At 44.8% G+C, this 17,522-nt stretch carries 5 protein-coding genes; 1 reads left to right on the forward strand and 4 read right to left on the reverse strand.

The annotated features are described in order from the left end of the window. Position 1: 1 nt before the first annotated feature. Genes L0992_19020 through L0992_19030 form a run of 3 tightly spaced genes read right to left on the reverse strand, consistent with a single transcriptional unit; the run spans position 2 to position 14,816 of the window. The gene (locus tag L0992_19020) at positions 2–1,327 is read right to left on the reverse strand and encodes an HlyD family type I secretion periplasmic adaptor subunit (GenBank protein ID XGB70108.1); all 1,326 of its coding nucleotides are present in this window, start codon (positions 1,325–1,327) and stop codon (positions 2–4) included. After that, the gene (locus tag L0992_19025) at positions 1,320–3,479 is read right to left on the reverse strand and encodes a type I secretion system permease/ATPase (protein XGB70109.1); all 2,160 of its coding nucleotides are present in this window, start codon (positions 3,477–3,479) and stop codon (positions 1,320–1,322) included. The genes L0992_19020 and L0992_19025 overlap by 8 nt, the downstream gene beginning before the upstream one ends. Before the next feature lie 33 nt (positions 3,480–3,512). Continuing rightward, on the reverse strand, positions 3,513–14,816 hold the full coding sequence (locus L0992_19030; GenBank protein ID XGB70110.1) for an Ig-like domain-containing protein: 11,304 nt from the start codon (positions 14,814–14,816) through the stop codon (positions 3,513–3,515). A 254-nt stretch (positions 14,817–15,070) separates the two neighbouring features. Here L0992_19030 and L0992_19035 point away from each other — a divergent pair, with 254 nt between their 5' ends. Beyond that, complete coding sequence (locus tag L0992_19035) at positions 15,071–16,918, forward strand: M3 family metallopeptidase (GenBank protein XGB70111.1); 1,848 nt, start codon at positions 15,071–15,073, stop codon at positions 16,916–16,918. 97 nt (positions 16,919–17,015) lie between these two features. On the opposite strand, the gene L0992_19040 is transcribed toward L0992_19035, so the two are convergent. After that, a complete protein-coding gene (locus L0992_19040) occupies positions 17,016–17,327 on the reverse strand; it encodes a hypothetical protein (protein ID XGB70112.1) in 312 nt (103 codons plus the stop codon). Between the last annotated feature and the right edge of the window lie 195 nt (positions 17,328–17,522).

Genomic DNA, 17,522 nt, shown 5'->3' on the forward strand with positions numbered 1-17,522 from the left:
TTCATCGTTCGCGAAGTGAGTTTTCCTTAGCTCGTAAAATAGGTTTTAACCAATAACTCAATACTGTTTTTTCGCCGGTCAAGATATCAACCGCGACTTGCATCCCTGGGATAATGCTAAAGGCAGAGTTTTGTTGCTGGTCTTCGTTTAGCTGAATATGGGCTCGGTAATAGGCGTTGCCATCTTCTGTTTGCAGAGCATCGGCACTGACATAAGTCACTTCGCCTTTGAGCCCGCCATAAATGACAAAATCATAAGCAGTGAATTTAATCGTGGCGCCCAAACCTTTATGCACGAAGGCAATATCCTGAGGCGAGATTCTGGCTTCCACAATCAACTGACTGTTCGACGGAATTAGCTCAATAATCGGCTCACCCGGCCTTACTACACCGCCAATAGTACGTACAAATATCTCTTTCACCGTGCCATCGACAGGCGCTAAGATTTCAGTTCGTTTCAACTGGTCGGCAATCGCCTGTTGGCTTTCGTTCAATTGCGCGATTTTACTGGCCACTTCATTCAATTGACCTTGTACCTTGGCACGAAAATCGAGTGCGATGCTGCGATGATCCGCTATCGATTCTGAGTAGGCGGCTATCTGTTTTTGAGCCGCTACTTTTGAACTGGCAATATCACCTTTAAGCTTCACCACATCACGATTAAGCTTCAGCAGTTCAACCTCAGCAACCGCGCCGCTCGCGACCACATCTTTGAGCATGTTGCGCTCACGAATAACGATATCGAGACTACTTTCTAGAGTCTGGATATTATTCAGCGTATCGACACGCGCTTGGTCTTGTTGCTCAATGCGAAGTGCCGCCTCTTCAAGCTCAGATTTCAACTGACCTAAACGCTCTCGGTAGTTCGCTTTTGCGTTCATTAACGCGGGATGACTTGATACATCAACAGCGATATCTTGTGGCACCAAGACCACTCGCTCATACCACTCATTCGCATCGTTATTTAAAACAACCGTCGACAGTTCAGCTTTCAACCTTAATTGTTGAGCCAGTAATGTATCCGCTTGTTGAGCCGACTCTAAAAAAGCCGCTTTAAAACGCGTGTCTTCCAGCTTAGCCAGAGGCTGGCCTTTCACGACAGATTGACCTTGTCGCACCATGATCTCTTGAACTAAGCCGCCTTCTAAGCTCTGAATGGTTTGAACTGAAAGGCTAGGCACAACTTTGCCTTCACCGATCACGACTTCTTCTAGTGTTGCCCATGTCGCCCAACCGATGATAGACACAATCAATAGCGCACTTAACCAGATCAGCTTGCGAGAGCGAAACGCCAAATGATTGTTGGTCCATTGAATATCATTACTCATGACGACCTCCCTTCACCACTGAAACCGTCTTAAAACGACTTGTTCCTTTCGGAGCGCTTTTCTTTTGTAGAGAGAGGATATCTTTTGGCTCACCCTCAGCCACGATCTGACCTTTATCCAACACAATCACTCGATCACACATCATCAAGAACGAAGATTTGTGCGAACTGATCAGCATGGACGTTTCTCTCGGCATGCTCTGTAGTGCATTGAAGAACTGTATCTCAGCTTGATTATCAAGTGCGCTGGTCGGCTCATCCATGATCAATAGCTTTGGACAACGATAAAGCGCCCTTGCGATAGCCACAGCTTGGCGTTGGCCTCCAGAAAGCAAGCGGCCACCTTCACCAACTGGCGTTTCTAAGCCATTGCTTAAGCGCCCCATATAGCCATTCAAACCCGACTGCTGTAGTGCTTGTCTTAGCTTCTCTTCATCAACATTAGTCGCTCCAAGCGTGACATTGTCGTAAACACTGCCGAAGATAAGGTTGGTGGTTTGTCCTACCCAGCCCATGCCACTGCGTAGCACACTGGTTGGCCATAATTGTCCATCGATTTCTTGATAGAAAGCTTGGCCTGTTGTGGGTAAATACTGACGAGCAACAATCGATAGTAGGGTTGTTTTGCCCGCGCCTGCCGCGCCCACAAGGCCAACGCGTTCACCCGGTTTTATCTCAAGAGAGATTTCCTTTAACGCAGGGCTTTGAGTTTCTGGATAGGTAAACGTGACTTCATCCAACCTAACCCCGCCATCAAAGTCACCCTTATCGATCACTTGGTGTTTAGACTCTTCTTGAGGTAGCTCCATGATTTGATTCAGGCCTTCGACGGCCGATCGTGTTTGCTGGAATCTCAGCATTAAAAGAGAAAGTTGGTTCACCGAGCTTGCAGCGCGTCCACTCAACATCACCACAGCTATCAAGCCACCCATGCTCAATAGACCTTCAGAGATCTGATAAACACCGAAGATGATCAGCGTGATAGTAACGATCTGCTGACTCGACTGGATGGAGTGCGTCACGATATTCGAATAGTGGCGAGATTGAGTCTGCCATTGAGAGAGCGATGAAATAGTCTGTTCCCAACGCTTTTGAGTAATACCTTCAGCGTTATTTTGTTTGATGTCCGGAAGGGTTGTTAAACAATCAAACAGCTGCGCTTGTCTTTGTGTTGATAAACGTGCGGTTTCATCGAATGTTTTCTCGACTTTGCCTTTCATCGCTATGCTCAACACAATCAATACCAACATGATTGCAACTGGGATGAACATCATTGCGCCCCCAAGCCAACCGATCAGGAAAAGGAACAACAAGGTGAATGGTAAGTCGACTAACGTGACCAAAGATATGGAAGTGAAGAAATCTTTAACGCTATCGAAATCTTGAAGCTGCCTGGCAAATGCACCTACTGATTGAGGTCGATTTTCCAACTTCATACCGAGTACTTTAGAGAACAGTTGAGAAGACAACTTGTTATCAATATAGCGCCCAGCCATGTCAGTAACAGAGCTTCGTGAGCTTCTCAACACCCAATCAAAGATCACAACAATACCAACGCCTGCCGCCAACACCCACAACGTATTAAACGCCTGATTTGGTACCACACGGTCGTACACGTTCATGGTAAACAGAGGTACAACTAACGCGAGTAAGTTGATCAAGAATGAAGCGATAAACAGGTCTCGATACCAAGGCTTCACTTCTTTGACGACACGCCATAACCAACGAGTATTGGATTTACTGTCACTGCGTTCATGGGATTGTACACGGGCATCATCAAGCGCTTGAGCACTTACTTGCCACACATACGGTTCCACTTGAGTAACCAAGTCTTTTAAGAGGGTTTGTTGGCTTGAATTGGTTTCGCAATCCAATACATGAAAGTCGCCACCGGAACTTTGGGTTACGATAAGAGGAGTCCCTGTCGCAGAATTAACGGCAACAACAGGGAACTGACATTGAGTCAGTAATTCTTTTTTAACGTGGCTCAGCGTTAACCCCGATTTCTCAATCGCTCTTGGAAAAAGGGATTCATTGAGCCGGCCTTCATCTAAAGGTAGGCCAGACACTATTTTGGAAGGGTGGCTGCGAACATTAAAATGCTCACACAACCACTCAACACAACCTAGCCAGCTGTCTTTTTGTTCTACCAATCTAAACTTCCTTTTATAGACTGTACATCTAACTTACAGCGTTAAGTTATTGTCTTCTATCATTTTTTGCAAAATTTGTGCTTCTAATGCACTGCTGCTGTCACCTTGATACAGATCATCGTACGTGACATCGGCAAGTAAGATGTTTTGTTGAACGTCTTCATCGCCATTCGGTTTAATAGAAATGGTTACGCCTTCTCCAGATTCTTCTAAATCTAGGTATTGTGTTGCTCCTACTCCGGTATTCAGGCCAAGGCTTCCTAGAATACCTGAGAGGTCAATTGCATCCGTATTTGGAGACGCATCAAAATCTTGAACCACATCGTAGCTTGGAGCTTCTGCACTTCCTAAACCTGACGATTCAAATACAAAATTATCTGAGCCTGCGCCGCCAATCAGCAGGTCGTTGTCCTCTGTTGCGGTAATCGTAGAGTCTCCTTCAGCGACAAATTCAACCGATACTGTTTGAGGCAAACCTACCGCTTGGTTGTTGCCTATCTCTGCCGACGGCTCAATCGTCAGCTCAAATTGATCACCACTGTTGTAGCCCCCTGTTATCGCTAGGTTAGGCACATCAGCCAAGTCCACCACGTATTGTCCGCCGACCATCGAACCATGTGAGAAGGTCAAACCTGCAGGGATATCATAGATGGTGATAAAACCCTCCTCTGAATCCGCGGGGTTAACCAAAGAAAGATCTAAGCCTAGAGGAATAGTGCCGCTTGCTTCCGCGACTATTGATGAATATTCAACGCTCAGTAACGGAGCGTCAGGTTCTGGTGTGATAACAAGCGTCATGTCTTGCGAGCTTGGGTCACCCGTGTCGACCACTAACTCTCCGAGTACTGTATTTTGATCAACCGTTCTGCCTGTAATCGTAATATCGAGATTACCAAACGCATCGCCAGCAAAGAATTCGAGCTCATCGACAGAGCTTGCTTTAACGAGGATGGTCGCCTGTATGATGCCATTAACATTGGTGAAAGAACTGGTTTCAGAGCCAATTCGAATACGGTCTAGCCCGACTAACCCTGATGGGTCCGAAGTCGAATTCACCGTGACCGTAATTGATAAGAATTCATCACTATTCGTCTCAAAGCTATTCGCATCAAGCGGAATAACAATGCCTTCATCTTCACTACCCGTCAGTTGTTCAGGTAGGTCGAAGAACTCAACCTTGTCACCAATAGGGTTCACACCAACCGTGAATTCAGATTCGGTATAACGAATTTCTGTGGTGCCGATTTCTTGAGTAATCGCCTCAAGTACAAGATTCATGTCACCACTGAAATCTCGTGGCGGCATGATAACGAGATCGGCAAGCTGACTTGGGTCTAACTGCCACTCGTAAGTAGGATTACCATCAAAGGTGCCACCATCGACGCCATTATTCGGTACCAGTTCGTAACTATCGCCCACTTTTATCGCGACGATTGCGCCTTCTGGCACACCTTTCAATGCCAAGGACATATTTTCAGAGCCGTCTTGATCAATCAGCTCTGCGCTAAGTGATGACAATGAAATATAGTTGTCTTCATCGCCGACAACATCTTGCGTTACTAAGTTTGCTGCGTCAGCGACAGGTTCAACCGTGATCGTCACTACGGTCGTTTCATCTTGTGTATCCGTTTCAGTCACACAATCCGCTTCATCGGTAATATTGGCCGTTACCGTTAAGGTAATTTCACCACTGTAGTGTTCTGGTGGTGTCACCAACACATCACTCAAGCGGCTAGGATCGGTTACCGTCCAAGTACCATTGCCGTTATCAACCAACAAGCCAGTATCTGTGGGGCTTTCCGACAGTGTCACGCCATTTGATACTGTGATGGTCAGAGAGTTAACTGTCTCTTTACCAGTAGCGCTGTTGCCTTCCCCCGTAATTAACTGGCCTTCTTCAACGCTATCTCCAAGAACAAGCTCAAGATTAAGATCCGTAGTGATGTCTTCTTGGATTGTTGTCGAATCCGTTGCAACCGTAATGTCATCGACAACAGGTAGCACTTGAATGCTGATCGTTTGATTTGTCGTGACTGTGTCACCATTACATGGTGAGGTTTCGACCGTCTCTATCGTGAAATCAATGCACCCTGCAAAGTCTTCATCTAACCCAGTTAGCGTTAACTTCGATAGACCATCAGCAGTAATCGAGTAACCGACCACTTCACCAGCTGCATCATATTCAGCAATAACACCTTCCCCTGAAATCTCGACGCCTTCAGGCAGAGAGTCAGCTGGAATATAGAAAGAGATCGTGTTGTCTGGGTCACTGGCAACATCAGTATTTAATAAACCCGTTAGATCGATATCTTCACCTTCTGGCGTTTTAATATCGCCATCCGGTTGGATTGGACTTGGTGGGCCAACAGGATCACAAGAGCCGCCCCCGCCGTCATGACCTGTAATCTGAATTTGGAATGAGGTGTCAATGTATTTCGAATCTTCACCATCAATGACACGAGCGCGCACCACAATATCTAACACAGGGGTGTCACTTGGGCTGGAGATCGTCATGCCACTCAGAATTTCTTGAGCCAGTTCTTGGATAGAATCACTCGTCAGGCCGTTCGCCGAGATAATCCAGTTTCCTGAAATATCTTGAGCAGCTCCGTTAGGGTGGTCGATAATCAAAGAGTACCCATCAGGTACATCGATCAAGATATAATCTAAGTACTCTGAGCCATCCATATCAGCATCAACAAAAGTAACCGCGTCTGACACGTTGACCGGAGAACCGTCATCACTGGTGTACAGCTGACCCGAACTTTCTAAACGTGTATCTGACTCGACCCTCGCATCAACGGTAACACTAATGGATCCCGAGATATCTTTTACATCGGTCGCGCCCGTTGGCGACGTATCAGTCACTTCATAAGTAATTGGGATTGAGAACGTGCCGCTCAAATCTTCCGTTGCCGTTACCGACAATCTGCCGCTGTTTAAAAGCTCAGATAATGTAGGCGTCGTGCTATCCAATAGGGTTTCTAAATCCAAACCTGAAGCAGGAACGGCAATCACACTGCCATCGAAGTAGAGAGTCAGGTCAGAAGGAAGGCTATCAATCACATACCCCGTTAAAGACTCACTGCCGTCAACATCTTGATTCACAGATGGCTCAAGGTTCAAGCCAATTTGGCTATCTTCAATACCTTGCGTGCTCACCGTTTGACCATCTTCTTGATCGACAACAGGCGCTAACTCCACCTTCAAAGTCATCGGGAATTCGTCCGAATCACCGTCAGATTCAGTTGAGATAGCAATAACGGTAAGTTCCAGTTCCCCACTGAAATCAGTAACTGGCTTAAGATACAAATCATTCAATTGTGCATTAGAGACTTGGAATACTGCGCCAGTAACATCATCGATATAAGCAATCGTCAGTGACACTGGTTCACCCAGAGCATCCACCAGCAAAGTGCCTTCAGGGATGTTGGTCAGGAGTATGTTGATCTCTTCTGAAACGTCGTCGTCTGAGGTTTGAACAACAAAGTCGAGTCGAATCAAACCATCTTCATTGAGAACAGATTGATTGCTGATGACTTTGGTATCGCTATCATATTCCCAGTGCGCATTACCTCCGTCCACGACAACAGGCTCATCCACCACACCTTTGAGGAAAATATTGATGGTTTTAGTATCGCTAAGCGCAGTCACATTAACAGGGTCTAACGAGTCAATTGTCGATTCATAAGAAACGGCAGTCACGTTAATGAATAGGTCTTCCGTAAAGGAGCTGATGTCTTCTTTTGGTATTAAATAAGCGGTGCCGTTCTCTATCGCTTCAGCAGAAACGAGATAAGTATTAGGACCAATTAGGTCAAACAATCCACCTTGAATCGCCCAGCCGTCTTGCACTTCAATCTGATAACTTAAAGATTCAGAACCATCGGTATCAGTCAACGCACCATTGATTACGTTCTTTAAGAAGATATTTTCATCTTCAAGACCTTTGTAATCTTTAACAGATAAAATGGGAGTGTCCGCATCCGGTGAGATCTCAACGACTACAGTATTAACAATATCGGCAGTTCTATCATCTGGATCCGCAAAGGTATTTCCTGCTTCAGTCGCAATCGCAGTAATTTCAAATTCAAATCGACCCGCTAAATTTTCATCAGCTCTGATTTCCATTTTGTCGATTTGATTCTGAGTGTACTCCTTACCCTCTTTGACGGCATTTCCGTTCAAGGTGATATTCAGACCATCTGGAATACCACTTATCGTATAAGTTAGTGTTTCCGACGAATCTTGGTCAACGAGTTGAGCGGTAATATCGAGCTTGATAGGGTCGGCGTCATCTTCGACGGATTGGTAGGTAAATACAGAATCTGACCAATCCGGGGCATCAGCGACGGGTAAAACAGAAACAGCAACATCAGCGGTCAATTCTTTTGGCACCGTATCGGTACTAATGATCGCGTTGATCGCCAAAATAACCGTCGACGTGGTATTGGATTCATGCAGTGCTGGACGATAGGTCAACTGTCCATTTGGGCCAGTAAACTGGCTATCAATTGCAGCCAATTGACTTCCAGACAAAGTTACCTTGCCGTCTACAACTTGAAGCAATACGCCATCAAGGTACAAGCTACCACCGTTTAACGATGCTTCGGAGAACTCGATAGCCGTAACGGTTTCGCTTTGGTCTATATCTCCGGTTGAAACACTGACTACAATAATCGCGTCGTTATCTTCTGTGGTTTCTGAGTCTTCATAACGGATAAAACCTTCGTTATCGTCCAACACAAGCTCAGCGTTACTAATAACTTCATCGCCATCGGCATCTCGCACCAAATAGTCAATGTCATCGACGATTTTGGGATCGGCAGGGTCAGTCGTTACATTCGGGTTCGTCGTTAGTTGGTAGCTACCATCTGATGAGAGAGTAAACTGGCCGTATACGCTACCACTGTCAAAATCGTTGATGAGATCAATAGTTATTGGAGTATCAGCATCTACAAAGGTGTAGATAGTACCGCGATAATCGAAACTGATAATGGTGGCACCATCAGCACCAGCAAACTCTTCCGTTAAAAACTGTCCGCTAAGATTGTCGCCTTCCACCAACTCAATAGAACCACTTCGCGCAGTTGGAACTGCGTCAGTTACGTTTACAGAATAAATAGCGGGATTAGAGCTATCGCCGTCGACATCTGTGACAACCAATTCAAAATTCACAGCAAGGTTATTTTCACTGTCACCCGTGGCATGATCGAGCGGTCCATAAAGGTTAAACTCGGTAGTGCCATCGTTATTAAAGCGAATTCGGAAGATATCGTTACCCGACGAGTCTTGCGCGTAATACCAACCATCGGCATTCACTTCCTGTAAGGAGATCGCTCGCCCGCCACTGGTGTAACCCAGAGCATCAAATGCATCGATATTAATTGATACGGAAGCAATATCGTCTGAGCCTTGAATAATGGATATTGATGGACTCGAGTCTTCAGTACCTGCTTGTTCGTTGTCACCAATGAGTCCATCTTCATCAACAGATATGCTGCCTACAATTGAGAATGCTGGGTCTTTACCATCGTATATTTTAATGTCTGATTCTTGTATGGAACGTGAGCCATCAGAATCAATAACGACAACCGTTGTTGGTATATTCAATTCGGTATCTTTTAACCCAGTGCCATGGTCAATAGAACGATATAGATCAATCTCAACGGCAACCGTACCGGAAGCATTGGCTTCTAGGAAATAGTCCGAAGGTAGACGAATCTGCATAATGACATCGCCATTACTCAATATCGCATCGAAACTGCCATCGCCATTATCTCTCCAAGTTAAGGCTTCACCATTATGAGTAACGGCTTCCCTGTCGCCATCTAGAACCGCCTGACCGTTTGTCACATCAATACCAAGATAAACGATAGGATCATGTGACGCAGTGATATCCAAATTAACTAAAGCACTTTGTTTTACGCCATCAGGGGTAGTATTGGCGATAGGGGTTTCAGACAATTCAACCGTGCCACTCCCGATGAATGGTTCACCACCATCAGTAATAGAGACATTGAGATCTAGTTTGGTTTTATCGTTATCTGAATCACGAGCAGTAACTGTAAAAGGAAGAGAATCCGTACCATTAGTTTGGTCTAAGCCTTTGTAGAGTGTGAATACGTAATCCACACTGCTATCTAAATCATCTGATACCGGCGCGGCGAAACTCACAGTAAAGGCAACATCACCACCAGCGACTGGCCCTGCGTAGCCAGTCAATAATGTACCATCTTCAGAAACGGTGTAATAAATCTGCTCACCACCACTAAAGAGCTGAGGTTGATCGGCTAAATCAAAGAACACGCTATCTAAGTAATCACTACCAATCCCGATACTGAAAGTTCCGGTGCTACTCACCTCACCAACAGGATCGTTGCTTAGGTCAGACTCGTTAACTGAAGCAGTTGAATCGAGAATTAAACTCGGGTCATTACCATCCTCGATCACCCATGATATTTGACCATTTTCTAAAACAGTACCATCGGTATCTGTACCAATAATGTTTAACGGAATCGTGAGTAAATCACTGGTAAGCACATGGTCTAGTGGGCGTTCAATCACCAACACGATATCGGCAAGTACATTATTCCCATCGACCGTTGTCGTCATTGAAAACGAGAATACATCCTCGTCACCTTGCTTGGCTGTAATAGTACGACCGTCAGCGCTGAGAGTGTAAGAGAGTGCCGTAGAATCGCCTCCCGAAGTAATTCCTAGTGCTTCTAATTGTGCTACGGTTTCAGGACTAAATTGTATCGAGTCTGGGTCTGGATTATCCGAACCACCTAATATCGTAAATTGAGCGTTGATGGTTTGCGCTCCGGAGGTCACATCGACTTCCGTTACCGTTTTCGAATCATCCAATATCTGTCCTGCGGCACCATCTGTGATATCAATAGTCGCCGTGGCAGAGCCGAAATCACCACTGGAATCAGCGGCAACATAATTGAAAGTAACGGTATGGTCTTGGGTGTGGTCTAGGTTTCGATTGGCTTCAAAGGTCCACTGACCATTGGCAAATACCGTTAATACACCATCACCTGTATTAAATACCGCAGGAGTTGCACCTGAAATATCCTTACTGACACCTCCCACTTCAACACTACTAATGGTCAACGCGGTATCAAGGTCAATATCGTTGCTCAGAACGTTACCTGATGATGTTTCACCTTCAACCATCGTGTAAGACTCATCGAACAACAAAGGCTCAGAATCTAAAATCGTAATAGGTAGTTCACCTAAAACTAGCTCAGTAGTTCCATCGTCATCAATTTGTAGACCTTCGATAATGATCGCCGTTTGAAGTAACTCTTCGCCAGCTTGTTGGTCAACCGCTTGAAAGAAGGTGATCTCAACGGTATCTCCGACAATTTTAGCTTCAAATACCAGTGTTCCATCGGTTCGTGTTGCTTTTAGTACTTGGCCGTCAGACTCCAATGCAATGGCAATAGATTGGCCTTGAGATGTGATACCTTCGGCAGAAACTTGGTTTGCACTAAAGGCAAACTCGTCAGCAAACTGAATATTGATATCAGCAACTTGGGTTTGATCTCCGAAGATCCCGACCGTGCTTTCAGAAAATGAGACTGAACCTGGCAGTATAATGCTTGGCATGTCATCGCTGACTTCATTACCAATCGAGTTCACAACTCTCGCATCGATAACCCACTCACTAGATGGGTCTAAGGTAGAGACATCGATATTCTCAACTAGCCAGCCACCAGACGCATCAACCACACCTTCAAAAGTCAGCGTTTGCGTACCATCATTGATCTCTATGTAGACAGGTAAACCTTCGGAAACATCGGTCGTTCCCTGCATGGTGGTTAAATCACCACTGCGAAAATCTAAGATGTTGAAACCAGATAAGGTATCAATATCGATAACAGGTGGAGCGGTATCAATTTGTCCTGTCGAATCAGTGCCCGTTGTTTCATTACCTGCAATATCAACAGTAACTGCTTCTACGGTAATGTTGCCATCCGCAAATGCAGACAGATCGACATCATCGATGCTCCAAGCGCCCGCAACAACCACGGTTTGTAACGTGATAGACTGATTATTGCTATCGGTAACCGTGACGGTAATAGGTTGTCCATCTTCGACATTTTGTACAACACCTTGTAGGCGAACAGATTGAACTTCCTCGGTGTTGAGTATGTTGTCGGCATCATCAAATTCTGCTGTGATACTGGCTAGCGTATCTTTCACTATGGTGTCGCTAGAAGTAGCAGTATTGCCTGCAACATCTGTAACAGTAGCTTCAACCGTTAGCGTACCTTCAGCGAAGACTGAATAGTCTTGACCGACTAATGTCCATTCACCACCAGTCACTGTCGCGGTATAATTTTCTGACTTACCATCAACATCGGTGATGGTGATTGATACTTCTTGGCCATCTTCAACGTTGGTCACCGTGCCAACTAATGCGCCATTACTGACCTCGGCAGAGTTGTAATACTCATCACCAAAACCATCAAAATCGACACTGATGTCCGCCAACGTATCTTTGACGATAGTATCGCTAGAAGTAGCAGTATTACCTGAGATGTCAGTAACTGTAGCCTCTACAGTCAAGATACCTTCTGCAAAACCCGAATAGTCTTGGCCGACTAATGTCCATTCACCACCGGTGACTGTAGCGGTATAATTTTCTGACTTACCATCAACATCGGTGATGGTGATTGATACTTCTTGACCATTTTCAACATTGGTCACCGTGCCAACTAATGTGCCATTACTGACCTCGGCAGAGTTGTAATACTCATCACCAAAACCATCAAAATCGACACTGATGTCCGCCAACGTATCTTTGACGATAGTATCGCTAGAAGTAGCAGTATTGCCTGCAACGTCCGTAACCGTTGCTTCAACCGTTAACGTACCTTCCGCGAAGGTTGAATAATCTTGGTCGACTAATGTCCATTCACCACCAGTCACTGTCGCTGTATAATTTTCTGACTTGCCATCAACATCGGTGATAGTGATAGAAACTTTCTGACCATCTTCAACATTGGTCACCGTGCCAACCAAGGCGCCATTACTGACCTCGGTGGAGTTGTAATACTCATCACCAAAACCATCAAAATCGACACTGATATCCGCCAACGTATCTTTGACGATAGTATCGCTAGAAGTAGCATTATTGCCTGCAACGTCAGTAACTGTAGCCTCTACAGTCAAGATCCCTTCGGCAAAACCCGAATAGTCTTGCCCTGTAAGTGTCCATTCTCCACCAGAAACTGTCGCGGTATAATTTTCTGACTTGCCATCAACATCAGTGATAATGATTGAAACTTCTTGGCCATCTTCAACATTGGTCACCGTGCCAACTAATGCGCCTTTACTGACCTCGGCAAAGTTGTAATACTCATCACCAAAACCATCAAAGTCCACGCTGATGTCCGCCAGCGTGTCTTTTAATATTGTGTCCAATGAAGTCGCCGTGTTTCCTGCGATATCCGTAACACTGGCTTTAACCGTTAATTCACCTTCAGCAAAACTAGAATAATCTTGATCAGTAAGCGTCCATGTACCGCCTGAAACCGTTGTTGAATAATCTAAAGATGAGCCTGCACTATCAGTAATAGTAATAGAGATTGTTTGACCGTCTTCAACATTGCCAACAGTGCCAACCAACACACCATTCAGGACCTCTGTTTGGTTGTAAACCTCATCGTCAGATCCAGAGAACTCAACTCCAATCTCCACTAACGTATCTTTAATAATGGTGTCAGTGGACGAAATAGTATTACCCGCTATGTCTGTAATACTCGCGACAACGGTCAACTCACCTTCCGCAAAGCCAGAATAATCTTGGTCTTTTAAGCTCCATAAATTGCCTGAAACAACCGAGGTGTAGTCGACAGAAAAACCGTTACTATCAGTAATCGTTATATTTATCGCCTGACCATCTTCAATATTGAATGTGGCACCGATAAGGGCACCCTTACTCACTTCACTTTGATTGTAATAGTTGTCACCGAAGCCATCGAACCGAACGAGAATTCTATCCAGAGTATCTTTAACGATGGTGTCTGTAGCAGTGGTAGGGTTGCCAGCTATATCAATGGTGCTTGCGACTACAGTAAGTTCACCTTCTGCGAAGTTTGAGTAATCTTGATTTACTAATGTCCAACTGTCGCCAGACACAACTGTCGAATAATTTACGGATAAGCCTTCACTATCCGTTATTGTGATTGAGATTGTTTGCCCATCTTCGACATTTGAAACAGTACCAACCAAAGCACCATTATTTACTTCTAATTCATTATAAAATTCATCACCAAAGCCATCGAAGTCAACATCAATACTCGCAAGCGTATCCTTAACGATGGTGTCAGTCGCTGTGGCTGGGTTTCCGGCAATATCAATAGTGCTGGCGACGACGGTAAGTTCACCTTCGGCGAAATTGGAGTAATCTTGATTTTCGAGCGTCCAGCTATTCCCAGAAACTACCGTTGAATAGCTTACTGACAGGCCTTCACTGTCTGTAATCGTGATTGAGATAGTTTGACCATCTTCAACATTGGCAACAGTACCGACAAGCACTCCGTTGGAAATTTCAAACTGGTTATAAAACTCATCGCCAAAACCATCAAAATCGACATCGATTGTGGCTAGGGTGTCTTTGATTGTAGAGTCGTTAGCAGTAATGCTATTGCCAAAGTCATCGGCGATGATCGCGTCGACTTTAAGATCGCCTTCCGCCAGCGAAGAAAGATCGACGCCGTTAACGACATAGGCTTCGTCATTTGTGATAGCGGTAGTAGTGACTGTGTTGCCATTAACATCTGTGATAGTTAGAACAACGGTGCGTCCATCTCGAACATCAACGGCGGTACCCGTAATCGTGACAGCAGGTACTTCGAATTGGTTTTCGTAGCCATCTCCACCATCCAAAATATCGACGGTTAATATTGCGCTCGGTAACAATACATCGAGCTCACCGTCGTTGGATGTTGTGTCTTCTTCAAAATATTCAGTCGGACGAGTGTCAAAACCCGCTTCTGCCAGCGTTTCTTCTAATGTAGAGCGAACATAGGCAATGAAAGAGGCACTGGCGCTAGGTTGATCATTGGCGGAGTTCTGTTGCTGAGGCGCGCTTTCGATATTGTTGACAAGCTGAGTAACCACCTCTTCCAACTGTTGTTCTACAGCGGCTATTTGCGGTTCAGTGAGAGGTTGAGTTTGGTCCAAATTCTGAGGCTCAATGCTCACAACTTGCACACCTTCAACTTTGGGTTGCGATGCAGGTAATTGAAGCCAAGTACCATCAGGGAATACTTGCCAAACAACACCACCAACTTCGATATATAAAATAGGATCCATCCTAAACCTCTTCCTTACAAAAGCGCTGACCTTGAGTACATCAATTTACTCAATAAAAGGCTGGATAAATCAGCGAACTATTTCTAATTAATACTAGCAAACAACAAATCATTAACAGTTAATTAATTATCACTAATACGCTGTAAAGTAAACCAATAGGCTGTGACTTGCATTCAGTTATATCTATCGTCACAAAATACATTCAATGAATGTGTCATAATGTTGAAATTACTGGTTAAATTTCAAGGAATGTCATGACTGCAACGAACTATCTCAACCAATTGAATCAAAAGTATCTTGCGACTCATAAAGCGAAAGAAGACTTCTTTTGGGATACATATATGGGCATCAGTGACGACCACGATGGCTCGACACTCGCGCAGACTCAATGGACTGAATTTCTTAGTGCAGCTGAACAAATCACGGCTATCGAAAAGCACATTTCTGCCATTGATGAGATTCAAGACGTTCAAGAAAAAGAGAGCACATTAACAGGACTGAATGGCTGGTTAGCGACCTTTAAATCTCATGCAATCGAATCCCAACAATCTCAGGCGCTAAAAGCAGACCTCATCAAGTTCGAAGCAGAGCTGTTTGAGAAAAAGCAAAATCACGTGATGACTTACGTTAATGAAGCGGGTGAAGAAACAGAAGGATCGTTACCGGTTCTAGGTTCAACAGTACGAACCAATAACAATGAAAAAGTTAGGCTTTCGGCGCATCAAGCACTATTAGGACTTGAACAATGGGTTCTGTCTAATGGTTTCATTGAGCTCATCAAAAAGCGTAATCAATTTGCTCAATCACTGGGCTTCAAGACCTTTTTTGATTACTCAGTTGTAAAAACTGAACAGATGACCACTGAGCAACTATTTGCGATTTTGGACGACTTTGAGGCACGTACCCGAGATAGTCACCAGAAAAGTCTCACCAACTTGGCTGCGCAAAAGGGTCAAAGCGCCCTCGAAGGCCATAACTTCACCTACTCTTTTGCTGGTGACGTAATGAATGACCTCGACCCTTACGTCCCTTTCTCAAAGTCATTGAGACGCTGGGTTGAATCTTTTGGGCGATTAAATATCGAATATTCTCAAGCCACACTGAAGTTGGATCTGCTTGATCGCAAAGGCAAGTACCCAAATGGTTTTTGTCATGGACCTATTCCTTCGTTCTATGACCAAGACACTTGGGTGCCAGCTCAAGTCAACTTCACAAGTAACGCTAAGCCAGATCAAGTCGGCAGCGGCTATGATGGAATCAACACTCTGTTTCATGAGGGCGGGCACGCGGCACACTTTGCCAACGTCAAAATGAACGCGCCGTGTTTCTCTCAAGAGTTTGCACCGACCTCAATGGCTTACGCGGAAACTCAGTCTATGTTCTGCGATAGCCTATTGAATGATGCCGATTGGCTAAAACAATACGCAGTCAATGATGAAGGTCAGCCGGTACCTGATGAGCTTATTAAAGCGATGATTGATAGTAAGCAGCCATTCAGAGCCTACCAAGAGCGCAGCATTCTTGTGGTGCCTTACTTTGAACGAGCGCTTTATGAAATGGCTGACGAAGATCTTACGCCTGAGAAGATCACTGAGCTCGCTCGTCGTAGCGAGAAAAGCATACTTGGTTTGGATTGCAGCCCACGTCCATTAATGGCGATCCCGCACCTGTTATTAGACGAAGCTTCTTGCGCATATCAAGGTTACTTACTGGCTCACATGGCGGTGTATCAAACGCGTGCATATTTCACCGAGAAATTTGGCTACTTAACAGATAACCCAGAGATCGGGCCTTTGTTGGCAGAGCACTATTGGCATCAAGGTAATAGCGTGAACCATAACGGGACAATACAAAGTCTTACTGGGGAAGGCTTCAATGCCAAGTACCTTGCCGATGAGTGTAACTTATCACCAGAACAGGCATGGGCGATTGAAGAGCAAAAGATCAAACAGCTGGATTCTCGCGAACGAGCACAAGTCGCTGATTTGAATGCGAAGATATCGATTGTTGATGGTGCAACTGAATTAGCGAATAACGCAAAGTCGAATGATCAAATGTGTGATGATTTTGAGCACTTTATTGTAGAGCAATACGGGCGATAATCAGTCGGTAGCTTCAGCAACCTTCTACGCTCAAAAATTCAGAATCAAAAAAGCAAAAAGGACGATATTTCATCGTCCTTTTCTTTTACTCTTGGCACTACATCGAAACGCAAGCTGACCGAATTTCGGTATCAAACTCAATATCAACCGACTCAATGCTTCTCAAAGACTTTCTATGGATGCCGTACACCTGTCCCGTCAAAACAATATAAAACTTCTCAGTTTTAAGTAGCTCCCACGCTTCATCTAGAGATTCAACGTAGACCTTGTTTTGCGAGTCTTGTGGGCGAGTACCAGCAACTCTTCCATGCTTACGTGCTAATTCAAACAATCCATTGCGATTAGGTTTACACGTAAACAGAGTGTCATTGCCATAAATGACACCCTTGCCAGTCATGCTCTTAACCATTGTATTTCTCCAGATAATAATCCACTCGTCAAATTTGAGTGGCATACCACATGTCGAACAGTGGATGCTTAAGCCGCACAAAGAAGAGAATATGGTGTAAAGACCGGGCAGCAATTACACCATAGCGTTCAATTTCGAGAATTTGAGTTCTAAGGGCTTAAGTTCTTAAGTTCTTAAGTTCTTAAGTAAATTTAA

The sequence above is a fragment of the Vibrio pomeroyi genome (assembly GCA_041879425.1).
GTDB classification, from domain to species: Bacteria; Pseudomonadota; Gammaproteobacteria; order Enterobacterales; family Vibrionaceae; genus Vibrio; species Vibrio pomeroyi_A.

Bases quoted from the DNA above. Each gene is read 5' to 3' on its own strand.
- L0992_19040 (XGB70112.1), bottom strand. From the start codon at position 17,327: ATGGTTAAGAGCATGACTGGCAAGGGTGTCATTTATGGCAATGACACT.
- L0992_19030 (XGB70110.1), bottom strand. From the start codon at position 14,816: ATGGATCCTATTTTATATATCGAAGTTGGTGGTGTTGTTTGGCAAGTA.
- L0992_19035 (XGB70111.1), top strand. From the start codon at position 15,071: ATGACTGCAACGAACTATCTCAACCAATTGAATCAAAAGTATCTTGCG.
- L0992_19020 (XGB70108.1), bottom strand. From the start codon at position 1,327: ATGAGTAATGATATTCAATGGACCAACAATCATTTGGCGTTTCGCTCT.